Raw genomic sequence first — 16,559 nt, forward strand, 5'->3', positions numbered from 1 at the left:
TCTGCTGATGCTCAAAAGCCCTTGCTCAAGGTCACATAGTAGTAGCGCGGATACGGCGTGTAGACGAGCGAGTTGTAGCCGAACGTGTCGGACGAGATCGGCGGGCGCCGGTCGCGCAGATTGTTGATGCCGACCTTGACCGACGTACGCGAGAGCAGATCGCTGCGCGCGTCGCCGAAGTCGTAGCGCGCGAACACGTTGGTGTACAGCGCCGAGTCGATTTCCCAGTTGTGCCCGGTGCTGTCGATCAGTCCGGTGTCGTAGAACGAACTGACGTAGCGCAGGCTCGCGCCGGCGGTCAGCGGGCCTTTGGTCCAGACGAGGTTGCCGGTCCATTTTATCTTTGGCTTGCCGCCCTGGCCGATCAGGTCGCCGCCACCGGTGATCGACGTGCCCGGATTGATCGTGCCGGCCGCGCGCGCGGCGAGCAGGGCGGCGATCTCGGGCGAGGGCGAGCGATAGAACTCGATCAGGCGCGTGCCGTTGAGGGCGAGGTCGAAGCGGCCGATCGCGGTATCGGGTGATTTCCAGTTGATGCCGAAATCGATGCCGCGCACGGTCTGCGGCTGCAGGTTGACGTACTTGTCGAGCACGTAGAGCACCTTGCCCGCGGGCGCGAGGCCGGTGCCGGTGTAGCGCGCGATGTCGTCCGCGGTCGGCGCCGCACGTATCACGTTCGGATTCGAAGTGCCCTGCACGCGGTCGAGGTAGTCGAGGATCAGCGCATTGCCTTCGCCGAACAGGCCGATGATGCCTTTCTGCTGATACTTGAAGTAATCGACCGAGAACGTCGCGCGGCCGGCCGACTCGGGCAGGAACTGCGGCTGGAAGACGAAGCCTGCGCCGAAGTTTTCCGAAGTCTCGGGTTTGAGATCGGGATTGCCCGAGCGACGCGCGGTGGTCGAAGAACTCTGGTTGCAGTTGGCGAACGAATTGATCACGCCGCGGCGCAGGTCGGCTTCGCACTGGATATAGTCGGTGCGGATGTTCGAGCGCGTGACCACGCTGGCGTTGATCTGCTCGAGGTTCGGTGCGCGGAAGCCCTGTGCCCACGAGGTACGGAAGCGCAGGCCTTCGACGATCTGCCAGCCGAGCGCGATCTTCGGTTTGGCGACCGAACCGAAGTCGCTGTAGTGCTCGGCGCGTCCGGCGATCTGCAGATCGAGCGAGCGCACGAGCGGGATGTTCATCTCGTTGGAGACGAGCGGCAGCGAGAGTTCTGCGAATGCGCTCGCGACGGTGCGCGAGCCGCGCGTGTCCGGCGTCGGGCTGACGCCGAACAGATCGCTCGGATAGCTGATGCCGGTGACCGAGTCGGTGTAGGTAATGGTGCCGTTGACGCGCGGATCGCGGCGGTCGTTCTGTGTTTCGCGCCGTGCTTCCAGGCCGAAGGCGACGCCGACGTCGCCCGCGCGGTAACTGAAGACGTCGGGACGCGACGCCTTGAAGTCGAGCATCGCGAGCGTGTCGGTGCTCTTGCGCACCGCCTTGATGCGGAACGGCGCCGAGGCCGCGTCGGAGTTGACCGGAACGAACGGGTTGTATGCGTTCGGCGTCGAGTCGGCGAGCGCTTTCTGGAAAGCGGTGAGGCTGATCTGATCCTGCACGTCGCGCACGGAAGCGCGCGAGTACACGGCCGCGCTCTCCCAATCGAAGCCGAACAGATTGCCGCGCAGGCCGGCGAGCAGGCGGTACTGATCGTTGACCACATTGATCTGGGTCGGCGTGGCGAAGCGGTAGCTCGTCATCGTCACCGGCAGGCCGGCGGCGGGGATGTTGAGCCCCGGCAGGCGGTTCGGATTCGGACTACCGTTCGGCAAGGTTGCCGCGCCGAACGGGTTCCAATAATTCGAGGCTGGAATCGTTACCGGCAGCGACGAGATCGAATTGACCGGCGGCTGCAATGAATCGGCTTCGGAGCGGTAGTAGCCGGTCTCGCTGAAGAAACCGATGCCGTTCTCGAAATCGTACTTCGTGGTCAGAAACAGATTGAGGCGGTTGACGTCGGGCGAGATCGAGATCGGCCAGCGCGCCTGCGCGTCCTGGCGCGTGTCGCGGTCCTTGCCCGAAGTCTGCAGCGTGCCGGTGCCGAGGCAGACGCCGCTCGCGATGCCGACCGCACAGCCGCCGTCGGCGACGGGCTGCGAGTGGAACGCGCCGGCGGCGGTGGTGACGGGCACGCCGTTCGAGGTGATCTGCTTGGCGCTCGCAGGCGTGGCGAAGTTGCCCCATTCGCTCGCGGTCAGGCGATTGTCGAGCGCGTTGACGCCGGCGAAGCGCGTGTTGACGAAATCGAAGCGACGATCGGAGGTCGAGGTCCAGCCCTGGTCGAGCGAGTTGAGCCCGGTCGTGGTGTAGTAGCTGTAGGCGAGAGTGACGTTGCCGCTCTGATTCGCGAAGTTCTTGCCGATGACGCCGCTGAGCAAGGTGTCGCGCCATGCGGTGCCTTCGCCGGCTCCGCGCTGGATCGAGATATTGCCGCCGTCGACGTCGTCGCGCAGGACGTTGTTGACCACACCGGCGACCGCGTCGGTGCCATAGATCGCCGCGGCGCCGTCGAGCAGCACTTCAACGCGCGCGAGATTCTGCACCGGCACCGCGTTCGCGTTGTAGGTCAGCACCGGCACGAGCTGGTCGTCGGCCTGGCTGGTCGGATGCGTGACCGTGCGCCGGCCGTTGATCAGCAGCAGGGTATTGCCGGGGCCGAGCCCGCGCAGATTGACCGAGGCGATGTCGCCGCGCGCATAGTTCGAGCTGTTGCCACCGTTGTTTCCGGTGAAACTCACGTCGCCCATCTGCGGGATCGCGCGGTAGAGATCGTCGCCCGAAATCGCGCCGGTCGCTTCGATCTGCTTCGCATCCAAGGTCGTGATCGGCAGGATCGCGGCGGCGGCCGAACCTTTGATCTGCGTGCCGACGACGGTGACTTCGCCGAGCGAGTGCGTCTCTTTGCCGGCCGCGGCGGGCGTGGTCTGTGCCTGCACGGGCTCGGTGGACGATTGCGCCTGGGCCGAGGCGAGCGGCGTCGCGGCGAGCGAAGTGCGCATCGGCGCGGCCGCGCCGAGCGTGATCGTGCGGCCGTCGTCGGCGATCACCGCGAGGCCGCTGCCGGCGAGCAGACGTTCGAGCATCGCGTGCGGATCCATCGAGCCCTTGAAGCGTGCGAGCTTGGCGCCGTTGCGCGACGGCGTGCCCGGCGCGACGATCTGTACGCCGGCCTGGCGCGCGAATTCCGGCAGCACTTCCTCGATCGTGCCGCCTTGCAGATCGAACTCGACATCGCGCGCGAGCGCGGCCGTCGCCGGCAGCAGCAGGGTGGTCAGAAGACAGGCGCGGATCGCGCGGGTCAGCAACGCCGGCTCGGATGAATGCATGAATCTCCCCAGTGAATGGATAACCCCGAAAGCGCCTGCTTACCCCGCAAGCGGCGCCGTTTTCAGATCACGATGCACGAGCGTCGAAGTTCCGCCACTCCAATGCAACAATTCGTAGATGACGATGCAACAATGATCCCTTTGCGAGGCAGCCATGCGTGAATTTGCGGCAATCGGTGCACTCTTCGGCGCGCTCGGCGTCGTCCTCGGCGCGTTCGGCGCCCATGCTCTGCGCGGCGTGCTCGACGAAGCCGCGCTGCGGACCTGGCATACCGCGGTCGAATATCAGCTTTGGCACGCGCTCGCGCTGCTCGCAGTGTCGCTTGCATTGCCGCCGTCGCGCTGGCGCCGGGTGAGCGCGTTCGCGTTCGCCATCGGCATTGTGCTGTTCAGCGGCAGCCTTTATGCGCTAGCTCTGGGTGCTCCGCGCCTCGTCGGCGTGATCACGCCGTTCGGCGGGGTTGCTTTGATTGCGGGGTGGTCAGCGCTGGCCGTTGCCTGCTTTGCTCTTCGCCGGGATCAGTAGCAGTTGGCGAAAGGTGCCCGCCCGCATCGATTTCTGATAACTCAAACTGGCGAATTCTTGGTCAGCAGATTCACCGTTACCAATGCGTCGATTGCGCAGGGACAAAGATAGAAAGGAAATCGCGGCCGGCTAATAAAAAAAGCCCCTGGTGTTCGCCGGGGGCTTCGCAATACGACTCAAAGTAATGACTCGTCTCAGCTTCGCCGATAGACGAACAGCGCGCTCAGACCGATCAAGACAAGCAGTGCGAGACTCGACCAACCGCCGAGCGGCGCGGGCACGGCCGGGATCAGGGCTTGCGCCTGGCCGGTCAGCGTAAGGTTGAGCGAGCCTGCATTGGTCGTCATCGTGATGGTCTGCGTGTAGGTCTGTGCGGCGGCATTCGGCGCGGCTATGCCGCTTGCGGAGGCGACGGGTGCGTTCGCGGTCGCGGGGCTGGCCGAGGTCGGTGCGAAGACGTAGCCGATCGTGCACGAAGCGCCCGTGGCGATCGTGATCGGCAGTGCGCCGCAGGTGCCGCCCGATTGTGCGAATGGTGTCGTCGCAGGCGTCACCGCGGTCACTTGCAGTGCTGCAGTGCCGCTGTTGTTCAACGTGGCGAACTGCACCGGGCTGGTCGAGCCGACCGTGACCGGACCGAAGTTGATGCTGGTCGGGCTGATGGCGAGAGTGCCTTGCGTGCCGGTGCCGCTGAGCGCCACGCTGCCGCCGCCCGGCACGTTGGCTGTCACCGTCAAGGTTTGCGAAGCCGCGCCCGTTGCGGTGGGTGCGTAGGTGTAGCCGATCGTGCACGAAGCGCCCGCGGCGATCGTGATCGGCAGGACACCACAGGTGCCGCCCGATTGCGCGAACGGTGCGGCTGCTGCGGTCACTGCAGTCACCTGCAAAGAGGCCGCGCCGGTGTTGCTCAAGGTGACGGATTGAACCGCGCTCGTCGTGCCGACCGGTACCGAACCGAAACTGACACTGCCCGGCGCGATACCGAGCGTGCCTTGCGTGCCGGTACCGCTGAGCGCGACGCTGCCGCCGCCCGGCACGTTGGCCGTAACGGTCAGCGTTTGTGAGGCCGCGCCCGTTGCGGTCGGTGCGTAGGTGTAGCCGATCGTGCACGAAGCGCCCGCGGCGATCGTGATTGGCAGCGCACCGCAGGTTCCGCCCGATTGGGCGAACGGCGCGGCGGCTGCAGTCACCGCGGTCACTTGCAAAGAGGCAGCGCCGGTATTGCTCAACGTGACGGACTGCGCTGCGCTCGTCGTACCGACCGGTACCGAGCCGAAGCTGAGGCTGCCCGGCGCGACGCCGAGCGTGCCTTGCGTGCCGGTGCCGCTGAGCGCAATCGTGCCGCCGCCGACGTTGGTCGTGACGGTCAGGTTCTGCGAAGCGGGGCCGGCCGCGGCCGCAGCAAAGGTGTAGCCGATCGTGCACGAGCTGCCTGCGGCGATCGTGATCGGCAGCGCGCCGCAAGTGCCGCCGGACTGCGCGAATGGCGCGACGGCGGCAGTCAATGCGGTGACCTGCAGCGACGTGCCGCCCGTGTTGGCGAGGGTGACGTTCTGCGCGGCGCTGGTCGTGCCGACCGGCACGTTGCCGAATGCGAGCGGTGCCGGCGTGATGGTCAGCGCGCCCGGAGCGAGGATCGTCGTGGTGTCGGTCTGACTGTTATTGCCTGGAGTCAGATCGGTGACGCCGGCCGGGACGGTGACCGTAGCCGTGTTCGACAGGGTGCCGCTGGCTGCTGCCGAAACCGCACATATTGCGGTGTAGGTGACACTGCCGCCGACGGGCAGATTGACCGTGTCGCTCAGATTGCCGTTGCCGCTTGCTGTGCAGGTGCCGCCGCTGGCGCCGCTGCAGGTCCAGGCGACGCTCGTGCAGCTCGCCGGGAAAGTATCCGCGACGGTTGCACCGGGCGCATTGCTCGGCCCGGCGTTGCTCGCGACGAGGGTGTAAGTCGTGTTGTTGCCGGCGGTGACCGAGGTCACGCCGTCGCTGTTGGTGATCGCCAGATCGGCCTGCGGCGTCAGCGTGTCGGTGTCGGTCGCCGAGTTGTTGGCAGGAGTCGGGTCGGTGACCGCACTGGAAACCGTCGCGGTGTTGCTCAGCGTTCCCGTGGCCGCTGCCGAAATGGTGCAGCTCGCGGTGTAGGTGACCGAAGCGCCGGCCGGCAGGTTGGTCGTGTCGCTGATGTTGCCCGAGCCGGAGGCCGTGCAGGTGCCGCCGCCCGCGCCGACGCAGGTCCAGGTGCAGGTCAGCGCGGCCGGGAACGTGTCGGCCACGGTGGCGGCCGGCGCGGCGGAGGGGCCGGCGTTCGATGCGGTGATCGTATACGTCGTCGCGCCGCCCGGAATTGCGTTGGTCACGCCGTCGGTCTTGGTGATGCTGAGGTCGGCTTCGTTGACCACGCTGAACGTGTCCATCGCGGAGACGCCGCCGACGCCGCTCTGCGGCAGGCCTTCGGCGATGATCGTGATCGCATAGGGCAGGCTGCCCGCGGTGTTGACGCCGAAGTTGAACTCGACCACGGTGCTCGCGCCGTTGGCGAGCGGCGCGGTCGTCGTGATGACGCCCTCGGCGAGGCTTGAATTGAGGCCGCCGCCGAGCGGCTGCGCGGCAGGCGTCTGCAGGGTCAGTGCCTGCGCGGTCACCGTCGTCGTGTCGGTCAGGGTGATGGTCTGCGTCGGCGAGTTGAGTGCGCGCAGATCGAGTTGTCCAGCCGGCGCAGCGCCGCCGGTCAGGGTCGACAGACCGACGATGCGGAAACGCATGGCGATCAGGGCCTGCCCGGAAGAATTCGTGTACTTGCGCCGGATCTTCAGCGTGCCGCTGGTCCCGTTGGTCACCGCGGTCGAATCGCGCACGAGGTTCGGCGCGGCGCTGTCGGGCTGCGCGGGATCGACCACGCTCGACGTCATCGAATCGGCCGTGTGCATCGGCGCCGAGGTCGTGGTGAATGCCGTCATCGTCGGCCCGCGCTGCGGACCCGGCGCGCCGAGCACCGAGGCGATGCCGTCGATCATGCCGCCCGTGGTGCTGACGAGGACGAAGTCCGCGGCGTTGTTGCCGGTGTCCTGCGGGTATCCCGCGCGCGGCGAGCCGGTGGGCACGGTGCGCCGCACCCAACTGTGCTGTCCGGACGTGGTGATGCCGGCGGCCGGCGCGAGTCCCGCGCCTTCCTTGTAGTCGGCGTTGGTGACCGAGCTGTAGCCGACCGAGTCCAGGCGCCGCGCGCTCGTTGCCGTAGCCGTGGAGAAAATCGCGAGACCGATGTCGTCGGGCAGAAAGCCGACGGTCGCCGATGCCGGATTGACCGAAATGTTCGCCGAGCCGCTCGCCGTGATGCCGGTGCCTGTCGGGTAGGTCGAAAGACTGTAGGTATTACCGGCCGGCGAAGGCGAGGCCGGCTGCGTCGAGATAAGGAAATAGCCGCGCGGCGGAATCGCGAGCGGTCCGGCCGTGCTGAGAGTCTGCGGAATCACGAGGAAGGTCGTTTCCGAAGCTCCCTGCGCTCCGGCGATACGCCAGCCGGCACCGTTGGGTCCGGTCGGATCGGCGCCGGGCACCGCGTCGATGATCGTGATCGATTGGTCGGTGTTGTTGTACAGCTCGATGAACTCGTCGGCCGATCCGTCCGAGCCGGGCGGGGTGGTGCCTTCGCCGCGCGTGCGGAATTCGCTGATCAGAATGTCGCCCGGCCCGGGCGGGGCGGGACGCGTGTCGAAGGTCAGAGTCCAGCCGCCGCTGATCGAGCCGCCGTCGAGATTGGCGTCGTCGATGATGTAGAGGCTCCAGGTGCCGTTCGGATTTTCGCCGTTGAACGCGGACAAGGTGTAGGTATACGGCGCGGCCGGCGCGGGCGCTGGGAACAAGTCGGTCGTGCCCGAGTTCGCCGGCCGATAGTTTCCAGCGACGAACGGCACGCCCGTGTTGCCGGTGACGGTCGACGGCACAGGACGCGCGGCATAGTCGTCGAGAGTGAATGTGAGGTTCGACACACCGGGCGAGCCGGCGCCGAAGTCGGACATGATCACCGACTTGCGCCCGCTCGGCGAGACAAGAAGCATATCGATGTCGGCCGGGAAGGCATGCGAGAGCCCATTGAGCGTGACCGATACGCGCTGGACCACGCCGCTTTGGCCGCTCACCGTGATCGGCGACGGATACAGCGACGCTGCTTGACCGCTTGCCGGGCATGGATTTGGACAGTCGGTGATCGTGATGGCGGTGGCGTTGGTGAACGACGTGGCGGCAAGCGCCGCCGACGGAAGAATGCACAGCAGCGCAGCCACGAACATCCCGAACGGGATGAGCCGAACATTGCGTTTCATTGTTATCCCCAAAAGATTTGACGACCCCGATTACAGACTGTCGCACTGCCCCGGATCCCGCACTGTTGCTCCGAGACCACTCCAGCCACCCGCGCCGTCCGCATCCCCGCGGTTCCGACGCATGTTCCCCGTACTGGATTCCCCGCCGCGCGCGCAGAGCGGCGCTGTCGGCTTGTCCACTTTACCGCAGATCCTTCCAGCGGGTACGTGAAAGAGGGCGGTTTTCTGACACGGCGGTAACAAAAACTTTCGATTGCGACAATTTTGACAGCTTCGGTACGTTTGCCTCGATGCAAAATTAAAACTTGTTCACGCGGCTTCCCGCGGCGATAGGCGCGGCGCATACTCCGTATCAAACGTTCGTTCGATACCAATAAAACGCTCGCAATCGGAGGGAATATGACGGCACCGCATGTACGGCGCGTTCTTGCGCATTCTGTACTTTTTGCTTTCTCCACTTTTGCCTTTTTCAGCGCCGAGGCCTTGGCCGACACGATCACCGCGCCGGGCATGTCGGCGCCGGGCACCCTGGTCTACGACGCTCTCGGCATGCCGACGATCACCGCGGCCACCGACAACGACGCCGCGTTCCTGCAGGGTTATGCGCAGGCCAAGGCGCGTTTCTTCGAGATGGATTTCACCCGCCGCGGAGTCAGCGGCACGCTCGCCGAACTCGTCGGCAAGCCGGCGCTCGCGAACGACATCCAGTCGCGCACGCTCGGCCTGCGCCGCGCGGCGCTAGCGAGCTGGCAGGCGATGGACGACGACACGCGCGGCTGGCTGCAAGCCTATGCGAACGGAGTGAACTACTGGCTCAAGACGACGCCGTCGCTGCCGCCCGAGTACGGCGCGCTGAGTTTGAGCAAGGCCGAGCCGTGGTCGCCGATCGACACGATCTGCGTCGGCAAGGGCCTCGCCTACCAACTCTCGTTCGATTCGTCGAAGATCCAGAACACGATCAATTTCGCCGCGTACCAGAAGGCTGCCGCCGCAGCCAAGGTCGATCCGGTCGCCTTGTACTTCGGCGACACGCACCGCTTCGCGCCGCCCGATTCGACCGTGACGATCCCCGGATTCAAGCCGGGCGCGGCGAGCGCCGGCATGTCGGCCACGGCGTCGCTGCAGGCGGCGGGTCAGACGGCAGCGGTGCAGCCGGCGCAGATTTCGGCGCAGACGGTGAAGCTCGCGCAGGGCTGGCTCAACAAAATCGCCAACCATCCGCTGATCGCGCCGACGCTGCGCTCGCGCGCCGGCCGCGAAGGCAGCAACGAGTTCGCTGTGTCGGGCAGCGTCACCCAGTCGGGCAAGCCGATCCTCGCCAACGATCCGCATCTCACGCTCGCGCTGCCGCCGGTCTTCATGGAGATGCACATCACTTCGAACGATCCGGCGTATTCGCAGCCGCTCAACGCGAGCGGCGTCAGCGTGCCGGGCGCGCCGGGCATCATCCAGGGCTGCACGACGAACGTGTGCTGGGGCTCGACGGTCAACCCGATGGACGTCACCGACTTTTTCCAGGAGACGTTCCAGACCAACGCCTACGGCCTGCCGACCGCGATCGTGCACAACGGCACCGCGGAGCCGGTGATCTGGCAGTTCCAGAGTTACTACGTCAACCAGATGACGCAGGGGCAGACCGACAATCTCGTACGCGACGATTCGATCGGCTTCAGCAACGGCGGCGTCACCGTGATCGTGCCGCGGCGGAACAACGGCCCGGTCGTGCAGATCGACGGCAACAGCGGTCTGTCGATCGCCTATACCGGTTTCGGCCCGACGATGGAGCTGAAGGCGTTCAAGAAGATCAACCGCGCGAACAATCTGAGCGATTTCCAGAACGCGCTGACCTACTTCGATTTCGGTTCGCAGAACTTCGCCTATGCCGACACCGCTGGCAACATCGCTTATTTCACCAGTGCGGAAAATCCGATCCGCCAGGATCTGCAGCAGGACGGCGGACCGGGCGGCGGCATTCCGCCGTGGCTCGTGCGCGACGGTTCGGGCGCGCTGCATCACGACTGGCTGCCGGTGCAGAATCCGCAGCCGAACCAGGCGACGCCGTTCGAGATCATGCCGGCGTCGGAGATGCCGCACATCATCAATCCGTCGGCCGGTTTCTTCGCCAACGCCAACAACGATCCGATCGGCATCGCCGCGGGCAACAATCCGCTTTCGATGCAGCGGCCCGGCGGCGGCATCTACTATCTCAACTACAACTACAGCGTCTATCGCGTCACGCGCATCAGCAAGCTGTTGTCGGCGCTGATCGCCTCGGGCAAAAAGCTCACGCCGGACGATATCAAGAACGTGCAACGCAACCGCCAGCCCGCGGACGCGGAACTGGTGCTGCCGTATTTGCAGACCGCGTTCACTAACGCGCAGGGCAGTTCATGGGCACAGTTGAGCCAGCTCGCCAACGATCCGGCGGTCGCGCAGGCGATGGGGTATTTGAACGGCTGGAATCTCGCCACGCCGACCGGGCTCACGCAGGGCTACGACAGTCCGCTCGTCGTCGACAATCCGCTCGGACTGTTCCTGCCGGCCACTGCGGGTCCCGATCCCAGCGTATCGGCGACGCTCTACTACATGTGGCGCAGCAATGCGATCAAGAACATCGAAGACAACACGCTGACCGGTCTCGGCCTCGGCAGTTACCTGCCCGGCGACGAGGACGCGTGGACCAGCGTGAAGTTCCTCCTCGACGCATTCCCGCAACTCGGCGGCAAGGGAGTGTCCGGGGTGAACTTCTTCGCCGTCAGCGGCGCGCCCGACGCGGCGTCGGCGCGCGACTATGTGCTGCTCAAGAGCTTGAAAGACTCCCTCAACCAGCTCGCGAGCAACGCGTTCGCGCCGGCCTTCGCCAACTCGACCAATCTCGGTGACTATCACTGGGGCCAGCTACATCGCTTCGTCCTCGAGCATCCGCTCGGCGGCCCGTTCAACGTGCCCGGTGCCGGCAGCCCGTATCCGTTCACCGATCTCTCGGCGAATCTGCCGGGCCTTGCGCGCGACAGCGGCTGGGAGACGGTCAATCCGGGCGGCGGCACGCTGCGCGTCAGCGGCGTCAACGACTTCATGTTCAGCGGCGCAACCGCGCCGGGTCGCCGCTTCGTCGGCGAGATGTCGCTGCCGATCAATGCGGTCGAGGTGATCCCCGGCGGCAACAGCGCGGTGCTCGGCGATCCACATTACGTCGATCAGCTGCCGCTCTGGCTGGTCGGCCAATACCACCCGCTGACGGTCGGCAATCCGTAACGCGAAAGTCGGAAAAATCAGCAGCAAGGGCGGGGAAATTCAAGCGTTCCTCGCCCTTGCCGATCCATGCTAAGGTCGAACCGTTTTGATGGGGAGACTGAAGAGTGGATCGAGCCGTACCCGCTACAAATGCCTATGCGTTTCCGCTGCTCGTCAAGCAGCTGTGGAACGCGCCGCTGACCCGCTTCGCCGATCAGGAAATCGTCTACCGCGAACTGCGGCGCTACACCTACCGCGAATTGCGCGCACGCGTCGGCCGGCTTGCCGATGCGCTGTCGAAGCTCGGTGTCGCTCACGGCGATGCGGTCGGCGTGATGGACTGGGACAGCCATCGCTACCTGGAAAGTTTCTACGCCGTGCCGATGATGGGCGTGGTGCTGCTGACGGTGAACGTGCGTTTGTCGTCAGAGCAGATTCTCTACACGATCAATCATGCCGGGCCGAAAGTGCTCCTGGTCAACAGCGACTTTCTGCCGCTGCTCGAAGAGATCGCGCCGAAGCTCGAAACCGTCGAGCATTTCATTTGGATCAGCGACGACGACAAGGCGCTGCCCGCGCAGGCGAAGTGCGCCGGCGAATACGAACGCCTGCTCGCCGACGCGTCGCCCGATTTCGCCTTCGCCGATTTCGACGAGAACACGCGCGCGACGACGTTCTACACGACCGGCACGACCGGCCTGCCCAAGGGCGTGTACTTCAGTCATCGCCAGCTCGTGCTGCATACGATCGCGACGATGGCTGCGCTGTGCAGCCCGGCATCGGGCCAACGCTTCCATAACGGCGACGTCTACATGCCGATCACGCCGATGTTCCACGTGCATGCCTGGGGCATGCCGTACATCGCGCTGCAGCTCGGCGTGAAGCAGGTTTATCCGGGCCGCTACCTGCCGGATTCGCTGATCGATCTGATCGTGCGCGAGCAGGTGACGTTCTCGCATTGCGTGCCGACGATCCTGCAGATGATTTTGTCTTCGCCGAAAGCGGCCGATGTCGATCTTTCGCGCTGGAAGGCGGTAATCGGCGGATCGGCGTTGCCCGTGGGTCTGGCGCAAGCCGCGCGTGCGCGCGGCATCGACGTGTTCGGCGGCTACGGCATGTCGGAAACTTGCCCAGTGCTCGCGCTCGCGCAGGTGCATCCGAATCTCGGCGAGGTCAGCGAAGAACGCGAACTGGCGATCCGTTGCAAGGGCGGCGCGCCGATTCCGCTCGTCGAATTGCGCACGGTCGACGCGGACATGGGCGACGTGCCCGAAGACGGCAAGACCTCGGGCGAGGTCGTCGCGCGCGCGCCGTGGCTGACCCAAGGCTATCTCGACAATGCCGACGCTTCCGAGGCGCTGTGGGAGGGCGGTTATCTGCATACGCAGGACATCGGCAATTTCGATCAGGGCTATCTGAAGATCACCGACCGCATCAAGGACGTGATCAAGACCGGCGGCGAATGGGTGTCTTCGGTGCAGGTCGAAGATCTGATCTCGCAGCATCCCGCGGTCGCCGAAACGGCCGTGTTCGCGATCAAGGACGAACGCTGGGGCGAGCGCCCGCTCGCACTGGTCGTGGCGAGAGCGGGACAGGCGGTCGGCGAAGACGAGATCAAGGCGCATCTGTCGCGCTATGCCGAACAAGGCCTGATCTCGCGCTATGCCGTGCCCGCGCGCGTGCTCGTGGTCGAGGCGATCGAAAAAACCAGCGTCGGCAAACTCAACAAGAAATTGCTGCGCGAGAAATATTCGGCGTAGCCGCGCGCGGCGCCGTGGCGCGTGCGTGGACAAGCACGCGCGCGGAATGCCAGCATTGCGCATCGACCCATCGCGTAGCCGGGCAAGCATGAGCAAAGAGACGGCAAAGCCGCGCCGCAGCAAGACCGCGAGACCCTCGCGCGGGCGGCCGAAGAGCGCGGAACTCGAACAGCGCCTGCATCAGGCCGCGCTCGATCAATTGCTGCGGCATGGCCTGCGCGGCATCACCGTGGAGAAGATCGCCGAAGCCGCGGGCGTGCCGCGCACGACGTTCTACCGGCGCTGGCAGAATTGCTCGCAAGCCGTGGTCGCGGCGATCGAAGCGGCGACGCACGAGGCAAATCCGATCGCGCCCGATACCGGCAACGTGCGCTCCGACCTGATCGAGATGGCGACGAACATGGCTGCGCTGCTCACCGACGCGCGCTTCGGCCGCGCCGTGCGTTTCCTGATCGCCGAAATGGACGTCGAGCCGGAGTTTCGCCGTGCCATCCTCGCCGTCGTGCTCGATCGCCGGCGTCTCGCCACGCGCGTCCTGCAGCGCGGCATCGCGCGCGGCGAACTGTCCGCCGACGTCGATATTCCGCTGACGATAGAGATGCTGTCGGGCGCGCTGTATTTCCGCGCGTTCTTCGGCGAGACCGCGCCCGACCGCGCCTACGCGGCGCGCGCGGTCGACGCGGTTCTTTCCGGCGCCTGATTGCGCAATAGCGCGATGCCGGCGGCCGAGACGATCAGGGCTGCGGACGCGGCGAGCCAGATCGCGGCATAGCCGAGGCGCTCGGCGAGTACGGCGGCGAGGATCGGCCCGAGCGCGGCGCCGAGCATGAACAGGCTGCCCTGAATGCCGTAGATGCGCGCAAAGTGCTTCGGACCGAAGCGGCGGCTGACCAGATAGGAGACGACGTCGCTTTCCGCGCCCGAGCAAAAACCGAGCAGGAAGCCGATCAGCGCGACCGGCGCCGCGGCCTGCAGCGTGCCGGTTGCGAGCGCGCCCGCGGCACCGCAGAGCGCGGCGATCGCACCGACCTGGCGTGCCGGCAGCCAATCCATCGAAGCGCCGCCGAGCAGCCGGCCGACGATCGTGGCGATGCCGAAGAAGAGTTGGAAGCGCACCGTGGCGTCGGTGCCGAGGCCGAATGCGCCGAACGCCGCGGCCAGATGCGCGACGACGCCGAGCAGCGCGGCGCCGAGCAGCAGGAAGGCGCCGGCCATGATCCAGAAAAATTTCGTGCGCAGTGCTGCGGCGAGATCGATTCCGTCGTCGTCCGTCTGCGCGAACGCGGCCGATACGCGCGGAGCGCTGCCGCCGAGGCCCATGCCGCCGATCAGTGCGGCGGCGATGGCCAGCAGGGCCATCGCGCGCAACGCGGCGCGCCAGCCGTCGGCCGCGGCGATCGGCGCGATGATCGGCGGCAGCACGATCGCGGCGAGGCCGATGCCGGTGAAGGCGACGCCGAGCGCGAGGCCGCGGCGCGCGTGATAGCGTGCGACGATGACTCGCGCATAAGTGATCGGCGCCGTGCCTGCGCCGAACAAGCCGGCCGCGGCGAAGGCGCAGTACAGAGCGGTCGGCGACGACGCAAGCGAGGCCAGCCACAGCGTCGCCGCGAACGCGGCACCCGAGACCATGACGACGTGAAGCGGGCGGAAGCGATCGGCGAGTGCGCCGGCGAGCGGCAGCGCGAACATCAGTGCGACCAGATGCGCGGTGAGCATGCCCGACACCTGCGCCTTGCCGATCGAAAATTCGGCCGCGATCGGCGCGGCGAGATAGGTGAACAGGGTGAGGCAGAGGATGCTCACGCCGCAGCAGAGGCCGATCGCCGCCGTCGCCGGCAGCAGCAGATCACGTATCCGGTTCATGGCGTTGCTCCGCGCAGCCAGAGGTCGTTGGGTGCGCGGCGATACGGCAGCGCGGAAAAATCGAAGCCGAGTGTACCCGGCGCGTCGATGTAGAAGATCTGCTCGGCAAGCGCGCCGAAGCCGGCGTGGAAGTGTTGTGTACTTTTGACCACGACGAGCCGCCGCGTGGCGAGCGCGATGCCGGCCGCCGCGAATACTTCCGGGGAAAAAGTCTGGGTGCGCTCCGAGCACAGCGCGATCTCGACGTCGCCGACGCGCAGCCCGGCAACGTCGCCGGTCGGCACGCTGATGCCGCCGTAGCCCGGCGCGGTCTGGCGCAGGTCGCGGCGCAGGCCGATCACTTCGGCGACGAGATCGACCGGCGCGCCCGACAGCGCCGAGCATTTGCCGCCGATGCGCAGCGGCAGTGTCGCGCCGAGGCCGGCCTTGAAAGCGAATGCGGTCGCGACCGGATCCCAGAGCGCGCCGATCGCGCACGGTCCCGGCGGCGTGGCGAGCAGGCGGCTCAGCACATAGGTCGAATCGCCCGGCGCGCCGCCGCCGGGATTGTCGGCGAGATCGGCGGCGACGATGAGTCCTTGCGTTGCGCGTGCCGCGGCGAGCAGCGCGTCGATCGAGGTCAGCGGCGGCGTGCATTTTCCGCGCAGTGCGCGCAGCTCGTTTCCGAGCGTCGCTGCGAGCGCTGCGCCGTTGTCCTGCGCCGCGTCGGTGTAGACCAGCACCTTGGTGCCGATGCTCGTGCTGTCGCCCCACGGAAAGCCGTGCGCGATCGAGATCGACAGCGCCACGCCCGCGGTTTCGAGTTCACGCAGGCGGGAGACGAAAGCGCGCATCGGCTCGCGTGTGGTGTGGTAGAGATCGAGTTGCTTGCAGTCGTACATCGCTGCTGATGCGCGGCGTCCGCCGTCCAGCTGGCGCGCGCACAGCGCGGCGAGTGCGTGCGTGCTCTCGGCGATGTCGGTGTGCGGATATTCCTTGTAGCAGACCAGCGCGTCGGCGAGTTCGACCATGGCGTCGCTGAGATGGCAGTGCGGATCGAGCACCGCGCCGAGGAAGGAGCCTGCGCCGATGCGCTCGCGCACGCGTGCAAGCAGATCGGCTTCGCAGTCTTCGATATCGGGCGTCGCCATCGCGCCGTGCAGATTCAGCAGCACGGCGTCGAACGGCTGCCGCGCTTCGAGATCGGCGAGCAGTGCCTCGCGCAGCTCGATCCACGAGGCGGTGGTGATCGGTCCCGCGGGCTGGGCGATGAGATTCGGGCCGACGACGATCTCGGCGCCGCGGTCGAGCAGAGGGCCGAACAAGCTGCGTCGAGCGTCTGCGCCGTGGCCGAAGTCCGTCTCGATGAAATCTACGGCAGAGCACGGGATCGGAGAGAACGCATTGGTCTCGTTGGAAATGCCGCCGTAGTAGATGCGCATCGAGGGTTCCGCTGCAGGAAAGAGACGCGTCGCCGCGTGTTTCGTGCGGCGAT

The 16,559-nt window shown here is 66.3% G+C and carries 8 protein-coding genes; 4 read left to right on the plus strand and 4 right to left on the minus strand.

The window, feature by feature from the left end; genetic code table 11:
• Positions 1 to 11 precede the first annotated feature (11 nt).
• Positions 12 to 3,374, minus strand: coding sequence for a TonB-dependent receptor (locus FFS30_RS19010; RefSeq protein WP_137914768.1), 3,363 nt, complete (start codon positions 3,372 to 3,374; stop codon positions 12 to 14).
• 154 nt (positions 3,375 to 3,528) lie between these two features.
• On the opposite strand from FFS30_RS19010, the gene FFS30_RS19015 reads away from it, so the two are divergent.
• Positions 3,529 to 3,900 (plus strand): DUF423 domain-containing protein, encoded by a 372-nt coding sequence (locus FFS30_RS19015; protein WP_137914769.1) that lies wholly within the window; start codon positions 3,529 to 3,531, stop codon positions 3,898 to 3,900.
• Between the two features lie 194 nt (positions 3,901 to 4,094).
• Here FFS30_RS19015 and FFS30_RS19020 read toward each other — a convergent pair whose 3' ends face one another.
• A complete protein-coding gene (locus FFS30_RS19020) occupies positions 4,095 to 8,225 on the minus strand; it encodes a choice-of-anchor D domain-containing protein (RefSeq protein WP_137914770.1) in 4,131 nt (1,376 codons plus the stop codon).
• Between the two features lie 483 nt (positions 8,226 to 8,708).
• On the opposite strand from FFS30_RS19020, the gene FFS30_RS19025 reads away from it, so the two are divergent.
• From FFS30_RS19025 to FFS30_RS19035, 3 genes are all read left to right on the plus strand, one after another.
• Positions 8,709 to 11,480, plus strand: coding sequence for a penicillin acylase family protein (locus tag FFS30_RS19025; protein WP_171014736.1), 2,772 nt, complete (start codon positions 8,709 to 8,711; stop codon positions 11,478 to 11,480).
• Positions 11,481 to 11,584: 104 nt separating this feature from the next.
• Positions 11,585 to 13,219, plus strand: coding sequence for a fatty acid--CoA ligase (locus tag FFS30_RS19030; RefSeq protein WP_137914772.1), 1,635 nt, complete (start codon positions 11,585 to 11,587; stop codon positions 13,217 to 13,219).
• A gap of 88 nt (positions 13,220 to 13,307) precedes the next feature.
• Positions 13,308 to 13,919, plus strand: coding sequence for a TetR/AcrR family transcriptional regulator (locus FFS30_RS19035; protein WP_171014737.1), 612 nt, complete (start codon positions 13,308 to 13,310; stop codon positions 13,917 to 13,919).
• Here FFS30_RS19035 and FFS30_RS19040 read toward each other — a convergent pair.
• Together FFS30_RS19040 and FFS30_RS19045 are read right to left on the minus strand one after the other, a co-directional pair.
• A complete protein-coding gene (locus FFS30_RS19040) occupies positions 13,877 to 15,085 on the minus strand; it encodes an MFS transporter (protein ID WP_137914774.1) in 1,209 nt (402 codons plus the stop codon). The two genes, FFS30_RS19035 and FFS30_RS19040, sit on opposite strands and share 43 nt — an antisense overlap.
• Positions 15,082 to 16,506, minus strand: a complete 1,425-nt coding sequence (locus FFS30_RS19045; protein ID WP_137914775.1) for a M81 family metallopeptidase — start codon at positions 16,504 to 16,506, stop codon at positions 15,082 to 15,084. The genes FFS30_RS19040 and FFS30_RS19045 overlap by 4 nt, the downstream gene beginning before the upstream one ends.
• Positions 16,507 to 16,559: the final 53 nt, after the last annotated feature.

This window comes from Rudaea sp. 3F27F6 (assembly GCF_005503555.1).
GTDB lineage: Bacteria > Pseudomonadota > Gammaproteobacteria > Xanthomonadales > Rhodanobacteraceae > Rudaea.

Coding starts and splice junctions, on each gene's coding strand:
- FFS30_RS19010 (WP_137914768.1), bottom strand. CDS start 3,374: ATGCATTCATCCGAGCCGGCGTTGCTGACCCGCGCGATCCGCGCCTGT.
- FFS30_RS19015 (WP_137914769.1), top strand. CDS start 3,529: ATGCGTGAATTTGCGGCAATCGGTGCACTCTTCGGCGCGCTCGGCGTC.
- FFS30_RS19020 (WP_137914770.1), bottom strand. CDS start 8,225: ATGAAACGCAATGTTCGGCTCATCCCGTTCGGGATGTTCGTGGCTGCG.
- FFS30_RS19035 (WP_171014737.1), top strand. CDS start 13,308: ATGAGCAAAGAGACGGCAAAGCCGCGCCGCAGCAAGACCGCGAGACCC.
- FFS30_RS19040 (WP_137914774.1), bottom strand. CDS start 15,085: ATGAACCGGATACGTGATCTGCTGCTGCCGGCGACGGCGGCGATCGGC.
- FFS30_RS19045 (WP_137914775.1), bottom strand. CDS start 16,506: ATGCGCATCTACTACGGCGGCATTTCCAACGAGACCAATGCGTTCTCT.